This window comes from Acinetobacter sp. GW821-FHT01E09 (assembly GCF_059422385.1).
The window spans coordinates 3,054,299-3,072,540 of the sequence record NZ_JBWKWU010000001.1 but is presented as its reverse complement, the minus strand read 5'-3'; the positions used below and the strand labels follow the sequence as shown (position 1 = coordinate 3,072,540).

The following is an 18,242-nucleotide window of genomic DNA, read 5'->3' as shown; positions in this document are numbered from 1 at the left end:
GAACTGACTTGGTTCAATTTACCCGCCGTTTTAAGACAACATTGCTCAGCAGTATAGGTAACAGATTAAACAATTAAAAAAACAAACATATTTCAAAATAGTCAATATGGCTATTTATGGAGTTAAATCGAATTAAATCATATCGATATGGAGATCGAATGATGCAAAATGTGATATGTAGCAATAACGTGAAACACACGATTATTTTCACTCAAAAGCTGGGTGTCTGTTTAGTGCTGTGCCTAAGTATTTCAAAAGTGTCCGCAACAAGTGTTGAGATCAATGAGGATTGGAAATTTGAAACCAGTACCATGCTCAGCCTAGGTGCAAATTGGAGTACTCAAGATGCTTCAAATCAGTTGGTGTATAAACCTGATGCAAATCATATCGGAAAGGACGGTTTAAGCGTTGATGTGAATGGCGACGACGGGCATGTGAACTTTAGCCAAAACGATAACATTTCCCAAATTATAAAAGGTTTGACTGAGTTTCGTTTAAAAGGACAACAACAGGGTGCAGTACTCAGCACTAAATATTGGTATGACCATGCTTATGAAACAGGTCGTGGAGATTTAAAAGCCTTTGATGATTCTACTTGGCCTAGATTAGCCAAATTTAAGGGCATTGATCTTTGGGATGCCTATATCTGGAAAAATTTTGCTTTAGAAAATGGTCAAAATGCCAATCTAAAATTAGGCAAACATACTTTAAATTGGGGGAAATCGCAGTTTTTACAAAATGGTATAAATTCAGTCAGTGCCTTGGATTATGCTGCAATCAATCGGCCGGGAGGAGAGGCAAAAGAGCGAATCATTCCTGTCGAAATGTTTTCATTTGAGGCTGGAATAACACCAAATCTTAAACTGGACGGTTTTTATCAGTTTAAGTTTAGACCTTCTGTGGTGGATGGGTGTGGGACGTTTTTTGCAATTTCTGACTTTGTTCCAGAAAATTGTGGTCCCATTATTTTGACCGTTACACCAGGGGATAAGTTGTCTGAAAGTGCTTTAGATGCACAGACTTATATTCCACGTTCACAAAGTCGATATGCCAAGAATAGTGGACAATATGGTTTTTCTTTAAAGCAAACATTACCCCGTTGGAATAATGCTGAACTTGGCGCATATTTTGCCAACTATCACAGTCGCAATGCTAATTTTGACGGTACAGCGGTAACTGCATCAGGGCCTGCATATTTTAATACAGCTCGATTTTTTTCAATTTATCCAGAAAATATTAAAATGTATGGATTAAGTCTTGCAGGAAAAGTAGGGACAACCTCAGTTTTTAGCGAATTAACGCATAAACCCAATCAACCTTTGCAATTAAATGGAACCGATATTGTCTATGCACAAGTTTTAGATAAGGATACGCCACTGACAGCGCCTGGAGTTGCAGCTGAATTTGGACAATATTTGCAAGGTTATGTAAGAAGCCCCGTAACCCAATTTTCACTGGGTGCAAGTGATCGTTTAAACAATATATTGGCTGCAAACGCATTGAATTGGGCGGCAGAGTTTGCAGTGAATCATATTGCAGATATTGGTAATCATCGTTTTGGACGGGTCGGTGCATTTGGGCGGAGTGAGCTTTCATCTGGTGCTTATAATCCTGAAACAGGTGAATATAAATGTACGCCTTATGGCACCGCACATCTTGCAAATGATGTGATTGATGGTATGAATGAGCGCTTTTGTAATCGGGATGGTTTTTTTACGCAATGGTCATATGGCTATCGTTTACGAGGGGCTTTAAGTTATCAAGATATTTTACCTGCGACCGTCATCACCCCAAGTGTAATCTTTCGCCATGATATAGCTGGATTTAGCCAAAACTTTCAAGAAGGTCAAATGAGTATTGCAGCCACTATTTCAGTGAATTATCAGCAAAAATATACAGCTGAACTTGCCTATACCAATTTTTTTGGTTCGAATGATTTTAGTACACTTGATGACCGAGATTTTGCTTCGTTGGTATTAAAAGCTAGTTTTTAACATTGAGAAATTGGATGCCATGTTTATTAGATCGTTTGGCATCCAACATAAAGCGCATCTTTTTAATAATAAATATTTAATTTATTAATAGATGAAACGGCTATATAGCTTTGGTAATAAGCTGACTTTTCTGTTGTGGATGGCGTAAGATTATTCAATCTTGTCGATATGGATGTATTGGAGCTGCTAAGGATATTGAAGGGCATAGGCTTTATTATCACTATAAATATGATCAGTTCAATTGATCAAAAATTGCATTTTTTATTTAATGATAAATTACATGAAATATGCATTAAATAACAATATTTGCATTCTATTTAAAAGTTGGTTTTTAAAAATAATATAAATTTAAATTATTGTTTTTAATGAATATTTTTCAACAATTTATGTATTTAATTATAATTAAAATAAGTGTAAAAGTTTGCAAAACATGGTGAGTAATGATAAAAAATGTACATTATCTGAATAACTTAAAGGGTTCCTACAGATATATTGAAGAATAGAAATATGAATGTTGGATATAAATAAATAATGAAAGTTTATGAAATGGTGTTTCATAAAGGCATAGATGAAAGCACTCATTTTTTTATAGTGAAAATAGCTATGCTTCACGTCAGCATTTTATCGAATTAATACGTTTAGATATTGATGCTGAATTGAGTAATTTTAAGATGACATGCCTAAGTGATGATCAGTATGATTTAAAAGCATTGTTTGAAGAAGTTCATAAAGAAAGCCACTTCCATGTAGATAAAATGGAATCTGAATTTATTCGTGATGCAATTGCTACATTTGACCAATGCATTTGTTTAAGAGTTAAAGAACGAGATGTTCTTAAACCGAGTGGAAATACTTTTCAGACTTAGTCATGATCCAAACTGTATACAGAGATTCACGATTTTCGGTCGACATGTTAAAGTGTCATATCGTATCCCATTCTTCACCCCAGAACGAATGGGATTTTTTTATTTTGATGAGTAAGTACGAGATGATACTTTAAAAAGACTAAGCGTTATTTGATATAAAAATATTTAACTATTTAAAAAAAGAGCAAGTTTTTCATAAAACTTTGGCTTTGATGCAATACCAACATTTATACGAGTCCAGTGCTTATATTTATTCCCATCTAAGCTAAAAATGTAACCAGGCGCGAACACAAGCTGGTTTTCAATCGACTTCTTCATAATGTTATGTGAGAAATCTAGATTTTCAAAAGTAGTCCAATAATATAAGGAATCTTGAGCTTCGTGAAAAACCGTTCCTCCTAATTTTTTAATATTATCCAATGCAATTGAACTATTGAACCTTAAACTTTCCTTAAAAAAATTAAGATGCTGGTCATAAAACTTACTTTGTAAAATAGTGCAAATAAATTGTTCAGCATATTCAGAACTATTAACATGTAAAATTGCTTTAAAATCTGAGAGCTTATCGATCAAATGATATTCTCCAACGATAAAACCAACCCGAATTGAAGGACTAATAATCTTGGAAAACCCTCCAATATAAAGATGATTTGAAAAATCACTATGCGAGCTTAACCGATGTTTAATATCCGTATATTCAGAAAACACATCATTCTCTATGATTAAACAATTATTTTCTTTGCATAAATTGTTGATTATTTTTATTTTATCTACACTGATGTGGGTGCCTGTCGGATTGTGTGAAATACTTTGGGTAAAAAAAAGTTTAGGCTTTATTGTCTGTAAATATTCTGAGAGGATTTGGCAATCTGGTCCATCAATCAATCTGGGAATTTCAATGATTTTGCATTTTGTCAGCTGTAGTTTTTTTAATAATGGATAATAAATCGGGGAATCTACTAAAACGATTGTATCCGATTCTACAAAATATCGAATAATCAGATCAATTGCATCGTTTACACCGCTGGTGAGCAAAATATTATCAGGAATGGCCTTAATATTAAGCTGGCTTAGTCGTAAAGAAAGCGTTTCTCTTAAAGCTTCATGCCCATATTTAGAGCCATAACGTAATCGTTTCGAGGTGTTTTCCTGAAGTGATTTTTGCAGAAGTTTATTTAAAGGTAATCCTTCAAACCAAGAAGAATCTGGAAAACCATCACCGACATTTATCACGCCATTAAAGGTTTCTAGTTGACGACGCATTAGCCATAGCTCATCTATATTTTGCATTTCTATTGTCGATTTTTTAAACATGGGCAATTCTTTTTGTTCCATGACAAAAAAACCAGATGCAGGTTTTGAATAGATGAGATTTTCATCTACTAGGCGTTCTAAGGCATATATTATGGTATTTTTCGAAACATTATATTGGATACATAGTTTTCGTATTGAGGGGATTTTTTCATTTTTCTTATATAACTGTGATTTTATTTGATGTTTTAAAATCTGATAGATTTGATCAAAAAGAGGTGCTGAATTGGAGTCCATCATCTTTTTAAATTTTCCTAAAAAACTGTCCGTGAAAACTGTACCTTGAGAGAAATCATTTGAGCATTTAAATTGCGGCTATGAACATATCGAGCATAGGACAGCAAATATGAATTCTAAACTACCTGATTTTCGTAAATTAACCGTATCAGAACGACTCCATGAGATTGCAAAAATAGCAGGTTTAAATGAACAACAACAACAATTATTGCAGAAAGATGGCGCATTAAATGGTGATTTAGCCAATGGCATGATTGAAAATGTTATTGGTAAATTTGAATTACCTTTCGGTATTGCAACAAACTTTAAAATTAATGGTAAAGATCACTTAATACCTATGGTTGTTGAAGAACCGTCTATCGTCGCCGCAGCATCTTATATGGCCAAGCTCGTTCGTGAAAATGGTGGTTTTACAACCTCTAGCACAGAACCCCTCATGCGCGCACAAGTACAAATTTTGGGTATCGACTCTGCCGAAAAGATAAAAGAAATTTTGTTAGCGCATAAAGATGACATTGTTCAACTTGCAAATAGCAAAGACAAATTTCTAATTGGTTTGGGTGGTGGTTGTAAAGATATTGAAGTTCATTTGTTTGAATCCAGCAAAGTTGGTCCTATGGCAGTTATGCATCTCATTGTGAATGTCTGTGATGCAATGGGTGCAAATACTGTGAATACAATGGCGGAGACAGTTACACCATTGGTTGAAAAGCTCACTGGTGGTCAAGTTCGTTTACGCATTTTATCGAATCTCGCGGATTTACGTTTAGTGAGGGCTGAGCTGATTGTACGTCCAGATCAACTTGAGCAAGCAACATTGTCGGGTCATGAGGTTATTGATCGAATGTTAGAGGCTTACGAATTTGCTGTTATTGATCCCTATCGTGCTGCAACACATAACAAGGGGATTATGAATGGTATTGACCCTGTGATTGTCGCTACTGGAAATGATTGGCGAGCAATTGAAGCTGGAGCACATGTTTATGCAGTTAAAAATGGACACTACGGTTCATTAAGTACCTGGGAGAAAGATGCTCAAGGCCATTTGGTTGGCCGTATAGAATTACCTATGGCTGTGGGATTGGTCGGTGGAGCAACCAAAACCCATCCTTTGGCACAACTCGCAATACAGATGCTGAATATTGAATCTGCAAGTGAACTTGGAGAAGTCATTGCTGCTGTGGGTTTAGCACAAAATATGGCAGCAATGCGAGCATTGGCAACCGAAGGTATTCAAAGAGGTCATATGGCATTACATGCACGAAACATTGCTGTGGTTGCTGGCGCTCAAGTACACGAAGTTGATTTTGTTGTGCAAAAAATGGTTGCAGAACAAGATGTAAGGAATGATAGAGCACTAGAGCTACTTTCAGCGTTACGCAGTTAATTATTTATGTTTCTAGACCTTAGAAACAATTGGAGTAAATAGCAATGGATAGTGCTATGCAACAAGACAACAAAAAATCAGTGAAGGATACTCACCACTGTCAATTGGGAGTATCCCATGAAGATAATGATGAGTTGGTCGAGGTATGGGGAGATACGGTAAGTTTTCCTGCGCTATTAAAGTCTATTTTTATCGGCGCTGTTTTAAGTATTAGCTGTTTCTATCTCTCGAAATGGCTATTGGGGCAATGGGTTGACGATAAAAATCTTGCCCATGCCTATAGCATGTTGTGTGGATTATTAGGATGTATTCTCTCTGGCTTTATTTGCTCTATTTTATTTAAACCAAAACGTGAGATTTTAGAATCGAACAATGAATCAATGGAATGGTTTGAAACACTGATAAAACAATGGGAAATGGAAGAAAAATCAATCGGTTCAGTTCATGATTTACCTGAAAAAATTGTTCAAGAACTCAAGGAGCTCAATTTGTACGAAGCATTTGTTGAGCACGCACGACAAAGCAAGCAAAGCGAAGGTAAATAAAAATGGAACTATTATTTGATCAAGTATTTATTGCTTTTGGTTTCGGTTTATTTGGTGCAGTTTTATTTGCAGCAATTGGCTTAATTTCAGGAACCGATGAAACAGCAACCATTGCCCCATTAACATTGCTCATTATTTTACTTGGCGCACCTCCCGTTGGTGTCTTTACTTTTTGGATGGCGGCAGTGGTCGCCAAACATATGACCCATGCTATTCCAACCGCATTATTGGGGATCCCGGGCGATACTTTAGCCGCACCGCTCATGGCAGAATGTGAAGCCATGCGTAGGCTTGGTGCACCACATATTGCATTGCGTAAAATGATTTCTGGTGCAATTGTATCTGCATTTATCGCTGTACCTTGTGCTGTATTATTTGCTTCATTATTAGCACCATTTGGAGAGCTAATTAAATCTTTTGCCCCTTGGATTTTTGCAATAGCAGCCATCTTAATTACTTATTTTTCACCCGGTAAATTGGCATCAACATTACTGCTTATTCCTTTTGTTGTACTTATCATAGCACTACAAAGTTTTACCGCAATTTTCGAAACAAAATTAGCGATTAGTTACTTTTTAGGGATTGCTGTTGGACCACTGATTGCTGATTTATTTATGGTGAGTTCACCTTTAGGGCGGAAAAAAATGCGCCGTGAATCGGTTAATCAACTTACGATTGCCCCTGAAGTTAAGAGTTGGTCGGGTTATTTTCCAAATCCATTTAAAGTCTTAGACAAACAACAATTAAAATGGACTGCGGCAACATCGGTGATCTCAAGCGCAACCTTTGTGTTTAGTCCAGTAGCCATGACGGTGGCACTTGGTGAAGTTGTATCTTCTCGCTTTAAGCAAGTCTATCAACGTTTAACCACCACGCTCAGCGCAAAAAATGGTGTTACAGAATCTACCTACATTGCTGAGGCGCTTATTCCTTTGATCGCTTTTGGCCTACCATTAAGTCCAGTTGCTGCTGGACCAGCTGCACCATTATTTAATGCGCCTCCTGTATTTACCGTAGGTGAAAATGGGGCACAAGGACACAATCTACATCACTTATTAAGCCAGTGGGAGTTTTTAGGTTATGGCTTACTCGCAGTTTTTATCGCGTCGATTGTCTCTTATCCATTTGCGATGAATTATGCCCGTCGCGCAGCATTATTCGTGACAAAATACATTAGTCATGAGGCAATTATTGCAACATTTGTGGGGCTTATTTTAGTGATCAGTTTATGGGAAGGGGCTCTTCTCGGTGTATTGGTGATTATCACAGTGGGCTTAGTCGGTGGGTTATTATCAAAGCATTTTGGTTTTAATACAGGTTGCCAGTTTATGGGCTATTACATGGCGATTCTTTCGGTTCCAACATTGATTGCTTTGGTGGGCTAAGTATGAATGACTTGATCAAAATTGTAGAAGTGGGTGCACGTGATGGATTACAGAATGAAAAATCTGTAATTCAGTTTAACCAACGCTTAGAATTTTTAAATTTACTGGTCCGTAGTGGCTTTAAAGCGATTGAAGTGGGGTCTTGTGTTTCACCACGTTGGGTTCCGCAAATGGATAGGAGTGCAGATTTATATGCTGCACTTGAAAAGCCTGAGCAGGTGGATTTCAGTTTATTGGTTCCCAATATGCAAGGATTGGAAGCTGCGATTCAAGTGGGATGTAAAGAGATCGCTATTTTTACTGCTGCATCTGAATCATTTGTTCAAAAAAATATAAATTGTTCAATTCAACAAAGTATTCAACGTTTTGAACCCATTTTTGAAATGGCAAAGCATCATGAGATTAAAGTACGTGGCTATGTTTCTTGTGTCGTGGATTGCCCTTATGAAGGTGCCATCGCTCCAAAGAAAGTCGCCAGTATTGCAAAACAACTCTTTGACTCTGGTTGTTATGAAATTTCATTAGGAGAAACGATTGGTACTGCAAGTCCAATACGTGTCCGGAAACTGTTGCAACATTGTTTAGATGTTTTACCTGCTGGCAGGGTAGCAGGACATTTTCATGACACCTATGGTATGGCCTTAGCCAATATTTCAGAGTCGTTAAATTGGGGGCTTAGAATTTTTGATTCTTCGATTGCTGGATTAGGGGGATGCCCTTATGCAAAAGGGGCTTCAGGAAATGTATCTACAGAAGATGTGGTGTATTTATTGGAACAATCGGGCTTTAAAACAGGAATCGATATTTCTGAAATGTTAAAAGCAAGTAACTATATTACATCGGTGCTTCAACGAGAAAATAAATCACATTTTGTAAAAGCATATACAGCTAAATTGTTAAGCTAAAATATATTGTATAACAAAGAGTTGTATTTATTTCCAATGAATTGAGTAAAAAGACCGATTAAGTCAGTACAGATCGAGTTGCCATGGGCGTAATTGATCAGAGATTGTCGTTAAATTACGAGTCAAATGGATCGCTATCAAACGATGAAATACTACAGGGAAAAGCTGGCGTAAACCTACATCTAACCGTGTAGCTGTTTATCGCTAAATTTAATTAAAAACAAAGGCATAGATTGGAGCTTGTATCATTAAAATGATAGGAGTCAGTTTTTTGCATGTCTAAAAAGTCAAAGGGATCATGGAATGAAACAAACAATGAAGATGTTATTTAGTAGTGCGGGATTGATTTTTACGCTTACACAAAGCCATGCTGCACAAGTTTTAGATTTACAAGGTGATTATTTACTGGGAGATTGGAATGGCAGTAGAGAGCGTTTAGCAGAGCAAGGTGTTAAGTTTGATGCCAACATTACTGTAGACACTGCCTATTTGGCACAAGGTGGATATAACGACCAGCAAGATCCAACCTATACCAGTCAATTATGGCTAGGAAATTCTTTAGATTTGGAAAAATTATTGGGTTGGGATGGTGTTTCGCTACGGACGATTGTGACTGCACGACAAGGTCAAAGTGTTTCAGTTCAACAACTATCGGATCCACTTGCTCCTCAGCTGGGAAATGTGCAGGCAAGTTATGGTCGAGGGAATCAGGAAAGTCGTTTAAGTGAGTTGTCTATAGAAAAACAATTTAAAGATCAATCAATCAGTGTCCGTTTAGGTCGATTTGGTATGGGAACCTATTTTAATGTAATGTCTTGTGATTTCCAAAATACCTCTTTTTGTACAGCGCAAATGGGCAAATGGCAGGGCAGTTCATGGTACAACATACCAGTTAGCCAATGGGTAGGTATGTTGAAATATCAAATTAATCCTGAGCTCTATGCTCAATTTGCCGTTTTTGAATTTAATCCAACCAATATTAAAGAAAATCAAGGTTGGAATTTAAGTAGCTCAAATGCAGATGGGATAACAGCGCCAATTGAGCTGGTTTGGCAACCGAAAAATGCTGTAAATAATTTAGCAGGAAGCTACCGCATAGGCATGATGTATAACACTGCAGATAATATTGAAAATCAAAAAGATATTGTGACAGGTCAAGCTCAAGATCATACTTATGGAATGTGGTTTGTGGCAGAACAGCAGCTCACTCGTCAAGGATCAGGTAAACAAGGTTTACATGGGTTTATGAATTTAAGTTTTCATGATGATACGACCAATAAAATTGATAATATGCAGCAAGTGGGGCTAAAATATATCGGGTTATTGGAAAATCGTGAGAACGATATTTTAGGGCTTGGTTTAAATCGTATTCATGTCAGTGATCGTTATCGTAAACATAGCGATATAATAAATAAATCAGCAGAATATAATGTTGAATTAAATTATTCATACTACCCGACAAAATGGGCAATGCTTCGCCCAAATATTCAATATGTGATCAATCCCGGTGCTACAAATTATGTTGATAATGCTTTGGTTTTAGGATTAACGACGAGAATAATATTTTAAATCCCTTTTTTAAACTTGTGATAAGTATTGCTAATCTTTGCTGTATAGGATGAAGTTATCTTTAAAAATAGCTTTTAATACCAAAAATTTTAAAAGCTATTTTTTTCACAATAACTGATAAAAGTATTTTTACACACGCTTAACGTATTAGCATTATATTTAAAATCTCAACACAGTTTAATTTATAAAAATAATGTTCTCTTTTAATTTCGGTTCAAACTTTGAATAATTCATTCACACGTTATGCTGGAGTATTGTTAAAATGTTTCTGGTTTTCCTGATGATGGGATATTTTTCAATAAGTAAGTTAACGTTTTGAGGTCTCAAGCATTATTTTCAAAGCTCAGTCGTGTTGTCCATCAAGTGTAAATCATCATATAAGCGCAGTAGTTTATCTTTAAATCATATATTCTTGAATTTTATAAACAAAAAAATTAATTTTTTACTTTATGTTCTCTTAACTTATCAAGTGAAATGTATTTTTTTGGTGTTTTAAATATAATAATAATTTAATTCTATAATTCCAATAAAAATTTAAATTAATACAAGTTGTTGAGCTTGTTTTGTGCTGGTAATTAGTTGATTTATTGAACACTTATTCATCACATGTGATTATGTAAATACTTTCACACTTCTCGTGTAAAAGTTAACAAATAATACAAATCATGGGAATTAATATGAATATTTTTACAAAACTAACACTAACTGCATTGTTGAGCACGGGTTATATCGCGACTACACAAGCCGCTGTTACTGGTCAAGTTGATGTCAAGCTGAATGTTTCGACAGGTTGTACTGTTGAGGGTTCTACTGTTACTGGAAATATGAACCAATTTGGTACATTAGATTTTGGTAAAACTTCTGGTCAGTGGTCAAACGTTTTGACTGGGCAAGTTGCTTCTTCAGCGACAGGTGGTCATCTCGCTGTAGAATGTGACGGTGCAAATCCTGTTGACTTTACTGTTGCAATTGATGGTGGTGTACGTGCTGATCGTAGCCTTAAAAATACGACTGCTGCGGATACCGTGAATTATAACGTCTACCGTGATGCAGCACGTACCAACCCATATGTCATTAATACAGCTCAGACTTTCACTGCTGCGGCAGGTGTAGCGCAAGAAGTTCCAATCTTTGGTGCAATTGCTGCAAACAACGGCACTGCAAAAGCACAGGGTGATTATACAGACACTTTATTGGTGACTGTTAATTTCTAATCAGTATACGTAACAGTGAACAGGTTTGTTGTTGAACAGGCCTGTTTTAAGGAGGAACGTATGCACCTGTTACTTAAACAATGCGTTGGATTGCTACTTTGTAGCATTGTATCGTCACTCACCAGTGCTGGGCAGTTGGGCGCTAAGTTAAATATTCAACTTGAACTAGAGCCATCCTGCAAGATCAACAATGAGACCGTGAATAACGGAACAAATGGCTTGAATTTTGGACAGTTGGATTTCGGAGAAACCACAGCTGCATTTAATCAGGTGATAGAGACCAGTTTAAGTCAGGGTTCTACATCAGGTTTGACCATTCAATGCCCTGGCAATGCCCCAATAAAAGTTACCTTTGGTGCGGGGCAACATGACAGCAAGGTACCAGCACCTTTTGGCGCAAATTATTTTCGTGCAATCAGTAATGGCACAGATTTTCTTGCCTACAACATCTTATATGGAACTGCTCGCGAAGCGTTAAGGCCTAATCAAATCATTACTTTGACCAATAATGGTCAGCCGCAAACGCTTAATCTCATGGGGCAAACTGTTAATAATGGTCGGTCAGTCTCGCTTGGACAATATACCGACATTATTCCAATTACCATTGAATTTTAAAGAACAAAATCATGAAAAAAATAGGTTTAAGTGTTCTGCTGATTTCGATTGTTCAAAGTGGGTTTGCTGTTGATCCTGTAACTTCGGCAAGTTTTAAAGTGCAGGCGACCATTGAAAATGGGTGCAAACTCAGCAATGTCGAACAGTTACTTGATTTTGGTCGTCATCCTGTTGTGGCGCAGGGGCAGTTAAAAGGATCCGTCATCAATACTGCGCAAAGCTGGAATATCCAATGTACTGCACGGCTACCGGTAAAGGTGATGTTGAATGGTGGTGATCACTTTTCAAATAACTCTCGGCGGATGAAACATGAACAGCAGAATGAGTTTGTGTCTTATCAGCTTTATCAAGACAGTAATTCTCAGCGTGAATATACCAGTGGAGACACTTATCCACTCACGGCAACAACTGCTTTGGACACCGTACTGGGTTTTGCAGTTTACGGTGTTGCAGACTTGAATAATAACAATCAACCACGATCAGCAGGCCTTTATAAAGATACGGTCGCAATAACGATTACATGGTGATTCTATGAGCTTAAATAAAATGAAAATATGGTCGGGCAGGACTCTCTCTGCGGTTGCGATTTTGATGGTTACTTCACCGGTATTCGCACAAGCCACTTTTTTAATCTGGCCAATCTATCCAAAAATTGAAGAAAATGAAAAAGCCACTGCAGTATGGCTACAAAATACTGGTAACTCTGATGCCATGGTACAGATTCGGGTATTTAAATGGGATCAGAATAATCAGCAAGATGCTTATGCGGAGCAAACTGAGGTTATTCCGAGTCCACCCGTAGCAAAGATTAAGGCAGGTGAAAAGCATATGTTGCGTTTGACCCGCTCGGCTGCTGTACCTGATGCAAAAGAACTTGCCTATCGAATTATTGTCGATGAATTACCCATCAAGGTGAATCCAGAAACGGATAAAGAAACATCGACAGTCAGCTTTCAAATGCGTTATTCCATTCCCTTGTTTAGCTATGGCAAAGGACTTGGCAGTGGTTTAACTGAAGTTTCACAAAAAGCCAATACTAAAAATCCTTTGGCTAAACCGATATTAAGTTGGTGGGTCAAGAATAATGAACAGGGCAAACCTGAACTTTATATTAAAAATACCGGTTCAAAATTTTCACGACTTTCGGGCATTAAATTAACCCCGACTTCAGAGCAAATGGCTTTTGGCAAAACCGCCTTTGGCTATGTGTTGGCAAACAGCACCATGAAGTTTGATTTGGACAACAAGTTTGTGAATAGCCTGAGTGGTCAAACCAGCTTGTACGGGGTTGACAGTTCAGGAGTGAAACAGGAATTGGTTGAGATTAAAAAAGAAGGAGGGGGGTAAATGGGTTATTTATCAGGGTTAAATCCCCCTTCTTTTTTATGCAAAAGCCTGACATTGATATTGGTTGCGAATATCCCATTGCTGAGCTGTAACGTGTATGCAAATGGTTTACCCCCACCACCACGAGATGTTTCAGAAGTGAATAGCTTATTTAAGCTTTATCTGGACTTGGTGATCAATCAATATTCGACACGACAGGTGATACCGGTCATTGTCAAAGGGGATCATTACTTTATTCAGCAATCGAAACTAGATGAGTTACAGATTAAGCTGCCTGCGGATGCACTTCAGCAACAGTCAGAAAAAAACCTGACCGATCTGGATGTATTTACTTTAGGCTTTTCGGGCAAGGCCTTGGATTGGGTCAGCCTTAATCAGATCCCAGAATTAAAGTATGAGTACAATTCAGCTCAACAGTATTTTAGTCTAGATCTTCCTGCCAGTTGGATGCCAGTGCAGATACGTGGCTTGGACTCTTGGTATCAACCTGAAACAGCGCAGTCGGGTATTGGTTTATTAAATAACTATGACTTTTATACTTATCGGCCAGAGAATGGCGGGTACAGTAGCACGCTGTTTACAGAGCAACGTTTTTTCTCCCCTTATGGCGTATTGAGAAATTCAGGGGTTTATAGCAAAACTGATTTTAAATCTGAGGGGATTGGAGACGACTCAAATCAAGATAATGATGGTTATCGTCGTTATGACACCACTTGGCAATATGATGACCCAGTCAGGGTACTTTCATTTTTAGCGGGTGATGTAATTACAGGAAGTAAAAACGCTTGGGGAAGTTCCGTGCGTTTAGGTGGATTACAGTTACAACGTAATTTTGGTACCCGTCCAGATTTGATTACCTATCCTTTACCTCAGTTTAAAGGACAAGCGGCCTTACCGAGCACCGTGGACTTATTGATTAACGGACAGAAAGCCAATTCAACTGATGTTCAATCTGGTCCTTTTATTCTCAATAATGTTCCGTTTATCAATGGTAAAGGCGAAGCTGTGATTGTCACCACGGATAGTGTTGGTCGTCAGGTGGCAACCTCAGTGCCGTTTTATATTTCGAATACTTTGCTTAAACCAGGGTTATTGGATTATTCGGTGTCTATGGGACAAATTCGAGAAGACTATGGGATTAAGAACTTTGAATATGGCAAATTTGCCAGTTCAGCGGATGCACGTTACGGGATTAACGATTGGCTCACGGCTGAAGGGCGGGTTGAGCTCTCCGATTCAATTCAGTTGGCTGGACTAGGTTCAGTACTTAAGCTGAATCGGTTTGGGGTATTAAGTGGTTCGGCAACCCAGAGCTGGGCTGATGGAGAGCTTAATCAGTTAAATAATAACTTGAACGGAAATAAAAACCTTAAGGGAAATCAATACACGCTAGGTTATAGCTATAACCAACAACGCTTTGGATTTAGTCTCAATCATACTCAGCGCGATCAAGATTATTATGATCTTTCACGCTTACAATATACAGATTTGATTTCAGCCAACAGCCATAAAAGTTTGGTTGCCAATACTTATTTTGCCACAGAAAAGTCGGGTACTTTTGGGGTGGCCTATATCCGAACCAAGAGCCGAGACATTGAAAATAAACTGATGAACCTGTCTTGGGCACCGGTATTACCGTCCTATCTGCGTGGTGCGACAGTGTCGTTAAGTGCCAATCGGGATTTTGTAGAAAAAGAGTGGAGTGCTGCATTTCAGTTATCGGTTCCATTCTCCAAGAGCCGATCCACAGCCAATCTAGGTTATAGCCAACAATCCAGTGGTGATTATGGTTATATCAACTATAACCGCAGTGTGCCATTGGATGGTGGCGTTGGTGTTGATTTAACTCGACGCTTTAATGAAAACAGCGATGATTTTAATCAAGCGCGCGTGAGCTACCGTAACCAATATTTTAATAGCGATGTCGGCATGTCGGGTAGCAATGATTACAACTATTGGTTTGGACTTTCCGGTTCGGTGGTGTTGATGTCAGGCAATGTCTTCGCTGCCAACCGATTGGGTGAGTCGTTTGCTTTGATTGATACCAATAAAGTTGCAGATGTACCCGTACATTATGAAAACAGTCTAGTGGGGCGGAGTAACGCCAAGGGCTATGTTTTTGTACCGTCAGTGACGCCTTATTACGCGGCTAAATACAGTATTAACCCGATCGATTTACCTTCCAACTTTAATGCAACCCAAGTTGAAAATCGGATTGCGGCAAAACGCGGTTCAGGTGTGGTGATTGGCTTCCCAATCAAACAGTCTTATGCGGCGAATGTGTATTTAGTGCAAAGCAATGGGCAAGCGATTCCAGTGGGTGCAGTGGTACATCGTGCCGATCAAGAATCGAGTTATGTGGGAATGGACGGGATTGCTTATCTTGAAGATTTGAGTGCAGAAAATAGCATTCGGGTGCAACTGCCAGATCAAAGCCTATGTGAAGCAAACTTTTCGTTGGATTTAAAACAAGCGCAACAACAGATTGCTGTGATTAAGTCAGTTGTTTGTCGTGAGGTGGCTCAACCATGATTACTTTAAAAAAAATAATACCAGCAGGTCTATTATTCTCTGGGTTGATATTGATTACTGCTCAGAGCTATGCAGATTGTAGTGTTAACTCAAGTGGCAATGTGTCCATTGGTAAGGTTCCTTCCATTACTCTGGCAGAAAATGGAGTTCAATCTTCGCAATTCAGTGCAGGTTTATCCTGTAGTGGATTTAGTTTGGCTTTAGCAAATACGACTTATTTGAAATATCGGGTCGATCAAATGCCAGCAAACTATATCAATAGTGTTACTGGTGAACGCCTTACTGTAAATTATTTGGATACCAATAGTAATCCAATTAATCTGGGCAAGAAAGGGATTTGAGTAGCTTTACAATTATCAATTTCTTTACAGGACCTAATGGTGCGTTACCATTTTATGCCAAAATTAATCCAGGACAAGCGGTATCACCTGGGATCTACCGAGCTGAAACACCATTTAAAGTTAAATGGTATTACTCTGTGCCTGCACTTGCTGTGATTGGAATCGGACTCTTTTTTGAAAGTCCAGGATTTTCTAGAGGTCTACCAATAATTGGAGGTTTTAGGTGGGGGACTGGTAGTGATGCTTCATTAAATTTGAGTATTGAAGTTTTACCAGATTGCCGAATTTCGACCAATGATGTTAACTTTGGGACAGCAGCTTTTGCAGATGCCTTTACACCAGTGAAAACCTCGATGGGAATACGCTGTTCAGTCAAGACACCTTATAAAGTGAGCCTGAATGATGGTCTCTATCCACAAAATGGCAATCAACGTGCAATGAAGTCAGGAACGGGCAATAACTATATGAGTTATGAGATTTATAAAAACTCAAGCACAGAACGTTGGGGAAGAAATAACGAGCAGTGGTTGAGCGATGTTGCGACTACAAATCCTGGTATTTATGATGCCAATACGCAGCAAGGTTATGCTTTCACAACAAAAATTCTGGAAACGAATTCACTGAGTCTGCCTGCTGGTCAATATAGTGACACTGTAACTGTACAGGTTGAATTTTAAAAATATGTCCACGATAACATCATGATATTTTATCATGATGTTAATTATAAAAATAATATATAATTAAATTATTAATTTACACTATTGAAAATACCTAAGCTATATTTTTTTATTTATTTAAAATATTTTTTATATTAAATATTGCTGAAGTGAATGATTAATTTTTTTAAAAAACTTCTTACATTGTATTATTTGTTTTGTCGCTAATTTCTTGTATTTGTTTGTTAAATAATTTTTTATATTTCGTGTGCTTAAATTAATAGTGCTGTTTCTTTGTGCTTTTAAGTTTTCATTCTGATTTTATGTTTTTAAATCATTAACGGTGTTTAAAACATGAATATAATTTTCAACACATGTTTTTTTATTAATATCAGATTATAATAATTTTTTAATTATAAGAGGGTTGTTTGTTGTGCGAGTCTATGCATATTTTAGAGTTGATGATCTGTCTATAAAAGGCAATAATTATGCCTCCTGTATTTCAAACGCTGGTTATGAAATACCAAGTAAGCGAGTGATTTTTGAAGAGGTTGAAGCGGGTATATCATTAAAATATAGAAATAAATTTATTAATTTAGTGAATTATGCAATGGAAAGTGGAGATTTATTGTTAATCAATGGAATTGATTCATTAGGTGGTAACTTTAACGAAGTATCTTCAAGTGTAAATTTGATTTTTAAAAAAAAATTCGATTAATTTGTTTGGAGTTTTCTAAAAATGAAATTGTGGGAGATCTTAAGAAATTATTTATGCATTTTTTAAAGTTATGTTCTGATTTTGAAGAGAAATCTAGCTTTTCTAAAAAAAGTATAATGAATAAAGCAAAAAAACGTGTTGGTCGTCCAGAAATTTTAAGTGATAAGCAAAAAAAAGAAGCCTTGGATAAATTTAAAAAAGGGCATACAGTTTATTCAATTGCTAAGCATTATTCAGTTACTCGAACAGTAATCCAACGCTTAATTTTAAAATCCTCTGATGTCATTAATAGTGATGATAAGTAAATGAGGGGCGTAAAATTCCAAAAAAATCATATAAGTAGATTTGCAATTGCGCAAAAAAGATCTGATTTTAAGAAAACAATTATTGTCCAATTGGTTTATGTGTTGCGACAAGTAAATCAAAAAAATACAAAAAATTTGATGAGTCATTATAGTATTGAAATTAAGTCGATAAATGGTTTGATTAGCTATAGGGTTCAAGGAATTAAAAATGAGGGAAAAATGATTATTTTTTTATATGGTTCTGATTTATATTATTTGGATCTAAATAAATCATTATTTGATCAAGAGTATTGATTTTTTGAGGTATGGTGAAGA

16 protein-coding genes and 1 pseudogene are annotated in these 18,242 nt (G+C 37.1%); 16 read left to right on the top strand and 1 reads right to left on the bottom strand.

From position 1 onward, the window contains the following. The first annotated feature begins 158 nt into the window (after positions 1–158). Positions 159–1,994 (top strand): DUF1302 domain-containing protein, encoded by a 1,836-nt coding sequence (locus AC07U8_RS14080; RefSeq protein WP_494738114.1) that lies wholly within the window; start codon positions 159–161, stop codon positions 1,992–1,994. A gap of 671 nt (positions 1,995–2,665) precedes the next feature. Beyond that, positions 2,666–2,860, top strand: a complete 195-nt coding sequence (locus tag AC07U8_RS14075; protein ID WP_494738113.1) for a hypothetical protein — start codon at positions 2,666–2,668, stop codon at positions 2,858–2,860. Positions 2,861–3,025: 165 nt separating this feature from the next. Here the strand turns inward: AC07U8_RS14075 and AC07U8_RS14070 are convergent, their stop codons facing one another. Next, a complete protein-coding gene (locus AC07U8_RS14070) occupies positions 3,026–4,411 on the bottom strand; it encodes an aminotransferase-like domain-containing protein (protein ID WP_227548084.1) in 1,386 nt (461 codons plus the stop codon). A gap of 106 nt (positions 4,412–4,517) precedes the next feature. Between AC07U8_RS14070 and AC07U8_RS14065 the strand changes: the two genes are divergently transcribed. The 14 genes and pseudogenes from AC07U8_RS14065 (at position 4,518) to AC07U8_RS14000 (ending at position 18,221) form a co-directional block, all read left to right on the top strand. Beyond that, positions 4,518–5,795, top strand: a complete 1,278-nt coding sequence (locus tag AC07U8_RS14065; protein WP_151803451.1) for a hydroxymethylglutaryl-CoA reductase, degradative — start codon at positions 4,518–4,520, stop codon at positions 5,793–5,795. 44 nt (positions 5,796–5,839) lie between these two features. Continuing rightward, on the top strand, positions 5,840–6,340 hold the full coding sequence (locus AC07U8_RS14060) for a hypothetical protein (protein ID WP_096734697.1): 501 nt from the start codon (positions 5,840–5,842) through the stop codon (positions 6,338–6,340). 2 nt (positions 6,341–6,342) lie between these two features. Further along, complete coding sequence (locus AC07U8_RS14055; RefSeq protein ID WP_209827159.1) at positions 6,343–7,725, top strand: tripartite tricarboxylate transporter permease; 1,383 nt, start codon at positions 6,343–6,345, stop codon at positions 7,723–7,725. A gap of 2 nt (positions 7,726–7,727) precedes the next feature. Then, positions 7,728–8,630: a hydroxymethylglutaryl-CoA lyase gene (locus tag AC07U8_RS14050; protein WP_494738112.1), complete on the top strand. Its 903-nt coding sequence runs from the start codon at positions 7,728–7,730 to the stop codon at positions 8,628–8,630. 303 nt (positions 8,631–8,933) lie between these two features. Then, positions 8,934–10,199, top strand: coding sequence for a carbohydrate porin (locus AC07U8_RS14045; RefSeq protein ID WP_494738111.1), 1,266 nt, complete (start codon positions 8,934–8,936; stop codon positions 10,197–10,199). A 677-nt stretch (positions 10,200–10,876) separates the two neighbouring features. Beyond that, positions 10,877–11,413, top strand: a complete 537-nt coding sequence (locus AC07U8_RS14040; protein WP_096734693.1) for a Csu type fimbrial protein — start codon at positions 10,877–10,879, stop codon at positions 11,411–11,413. 60 nt (positions 11,414–11,473) lie between these two features. Next, positions 11,474–12,028 (top strand): spore coat protein U domain-containing protein, encoded by a 555-nt coding sequence (locus tag AC07U8_RS14035; protein ID WP_494738110.1) that lies wholly within the window; start codon positions 11,474–11,476, stop codon positions 12,026–12,028. A gap of 11 nt (positions 12,029–12,039) precedes the next feature. Next, on the top strand, positions 12,040–12,555 hold the full coding sequence (locus AC07U8_RS14030) for a Csu type fimbrial protein (RefSeq protein ID WP_494738109.1): 516 nt from the start codon (positions 12,040–12,042) through the stop codon (positions 12,553–12,555). A 19-nt stretch (positions 12,556–12,574) separates the two neighbouring features. Further along, positions 12,575–13,375, top strand: a complete 801-nt coding sequence (locus tag AC07U8_RS14025) for a fimbrial biogenesis chaperone (protein ID WP_494738601.1) — start codon at positions 12,575–12,577, stop codon at positions 13,373–13,375. Further along, positions 13,376–15,907, top strand: a complete 2,532-nt coding sequence (locus AC07U8_RS14020; RefSeq protein WP_494738108.1) for a fimbria/pilus outer membrane usher protein — start codon at positions 13,376–13,378, stop codon at positions 15,905–15,907. It abuts the gene before it with no gap. After that, a pseudogene (locus tag AC07U8_RS14015) lies at positions 15,904–16,925 on the top strand (Csu type fimbrial protein). Before AC07U8_RS14020 ends, AC07U8_RS14015 begins: the two are co-directional and overlap by 4 nt. A gap of 412 nt (positions 16,926–17,337) precedes the next feature. After that, the gene (locus AC07U8_RS14010) at positions 17,338–17,622 is read left to right on the top strand and encodes a recombinase family protein (protein WP_494738107.1); all 285 of its coding nucleotides are present in this window, start codon (positions 17,338–17,340) and stop codon (positions 17,620–17,622) included. Positions 17,623–17,675: 53 nt separating this feature from the next. Beyond that, the gene (locus AC07U8_RS14005) at positions 17,676–17,927 is read left to right on the top strand and encodes a hypothetical protein (RefSeq protein ID WP_494738106.1); all 252 of its coding nucleotides are present in this window, start codon (positions 17,676–17,678) and stop codon (positions 17,925–17,927) included. Then, positions 17,928–18,221 carry a hypothetical protein gene (locus AC07U8_RS14000; protein ID WP_494738105.1) on the top strand — a complete coding sequence of 98 codons (294 nt, stop codon included), beginning with the start codon at positions 17,928–17,930 and terminating at the stop codon, positions 18,219–18,221. It begins immediately after the preceding gene. Positions 18,222–18,242 lie beyond the last annotated feature (21 nt).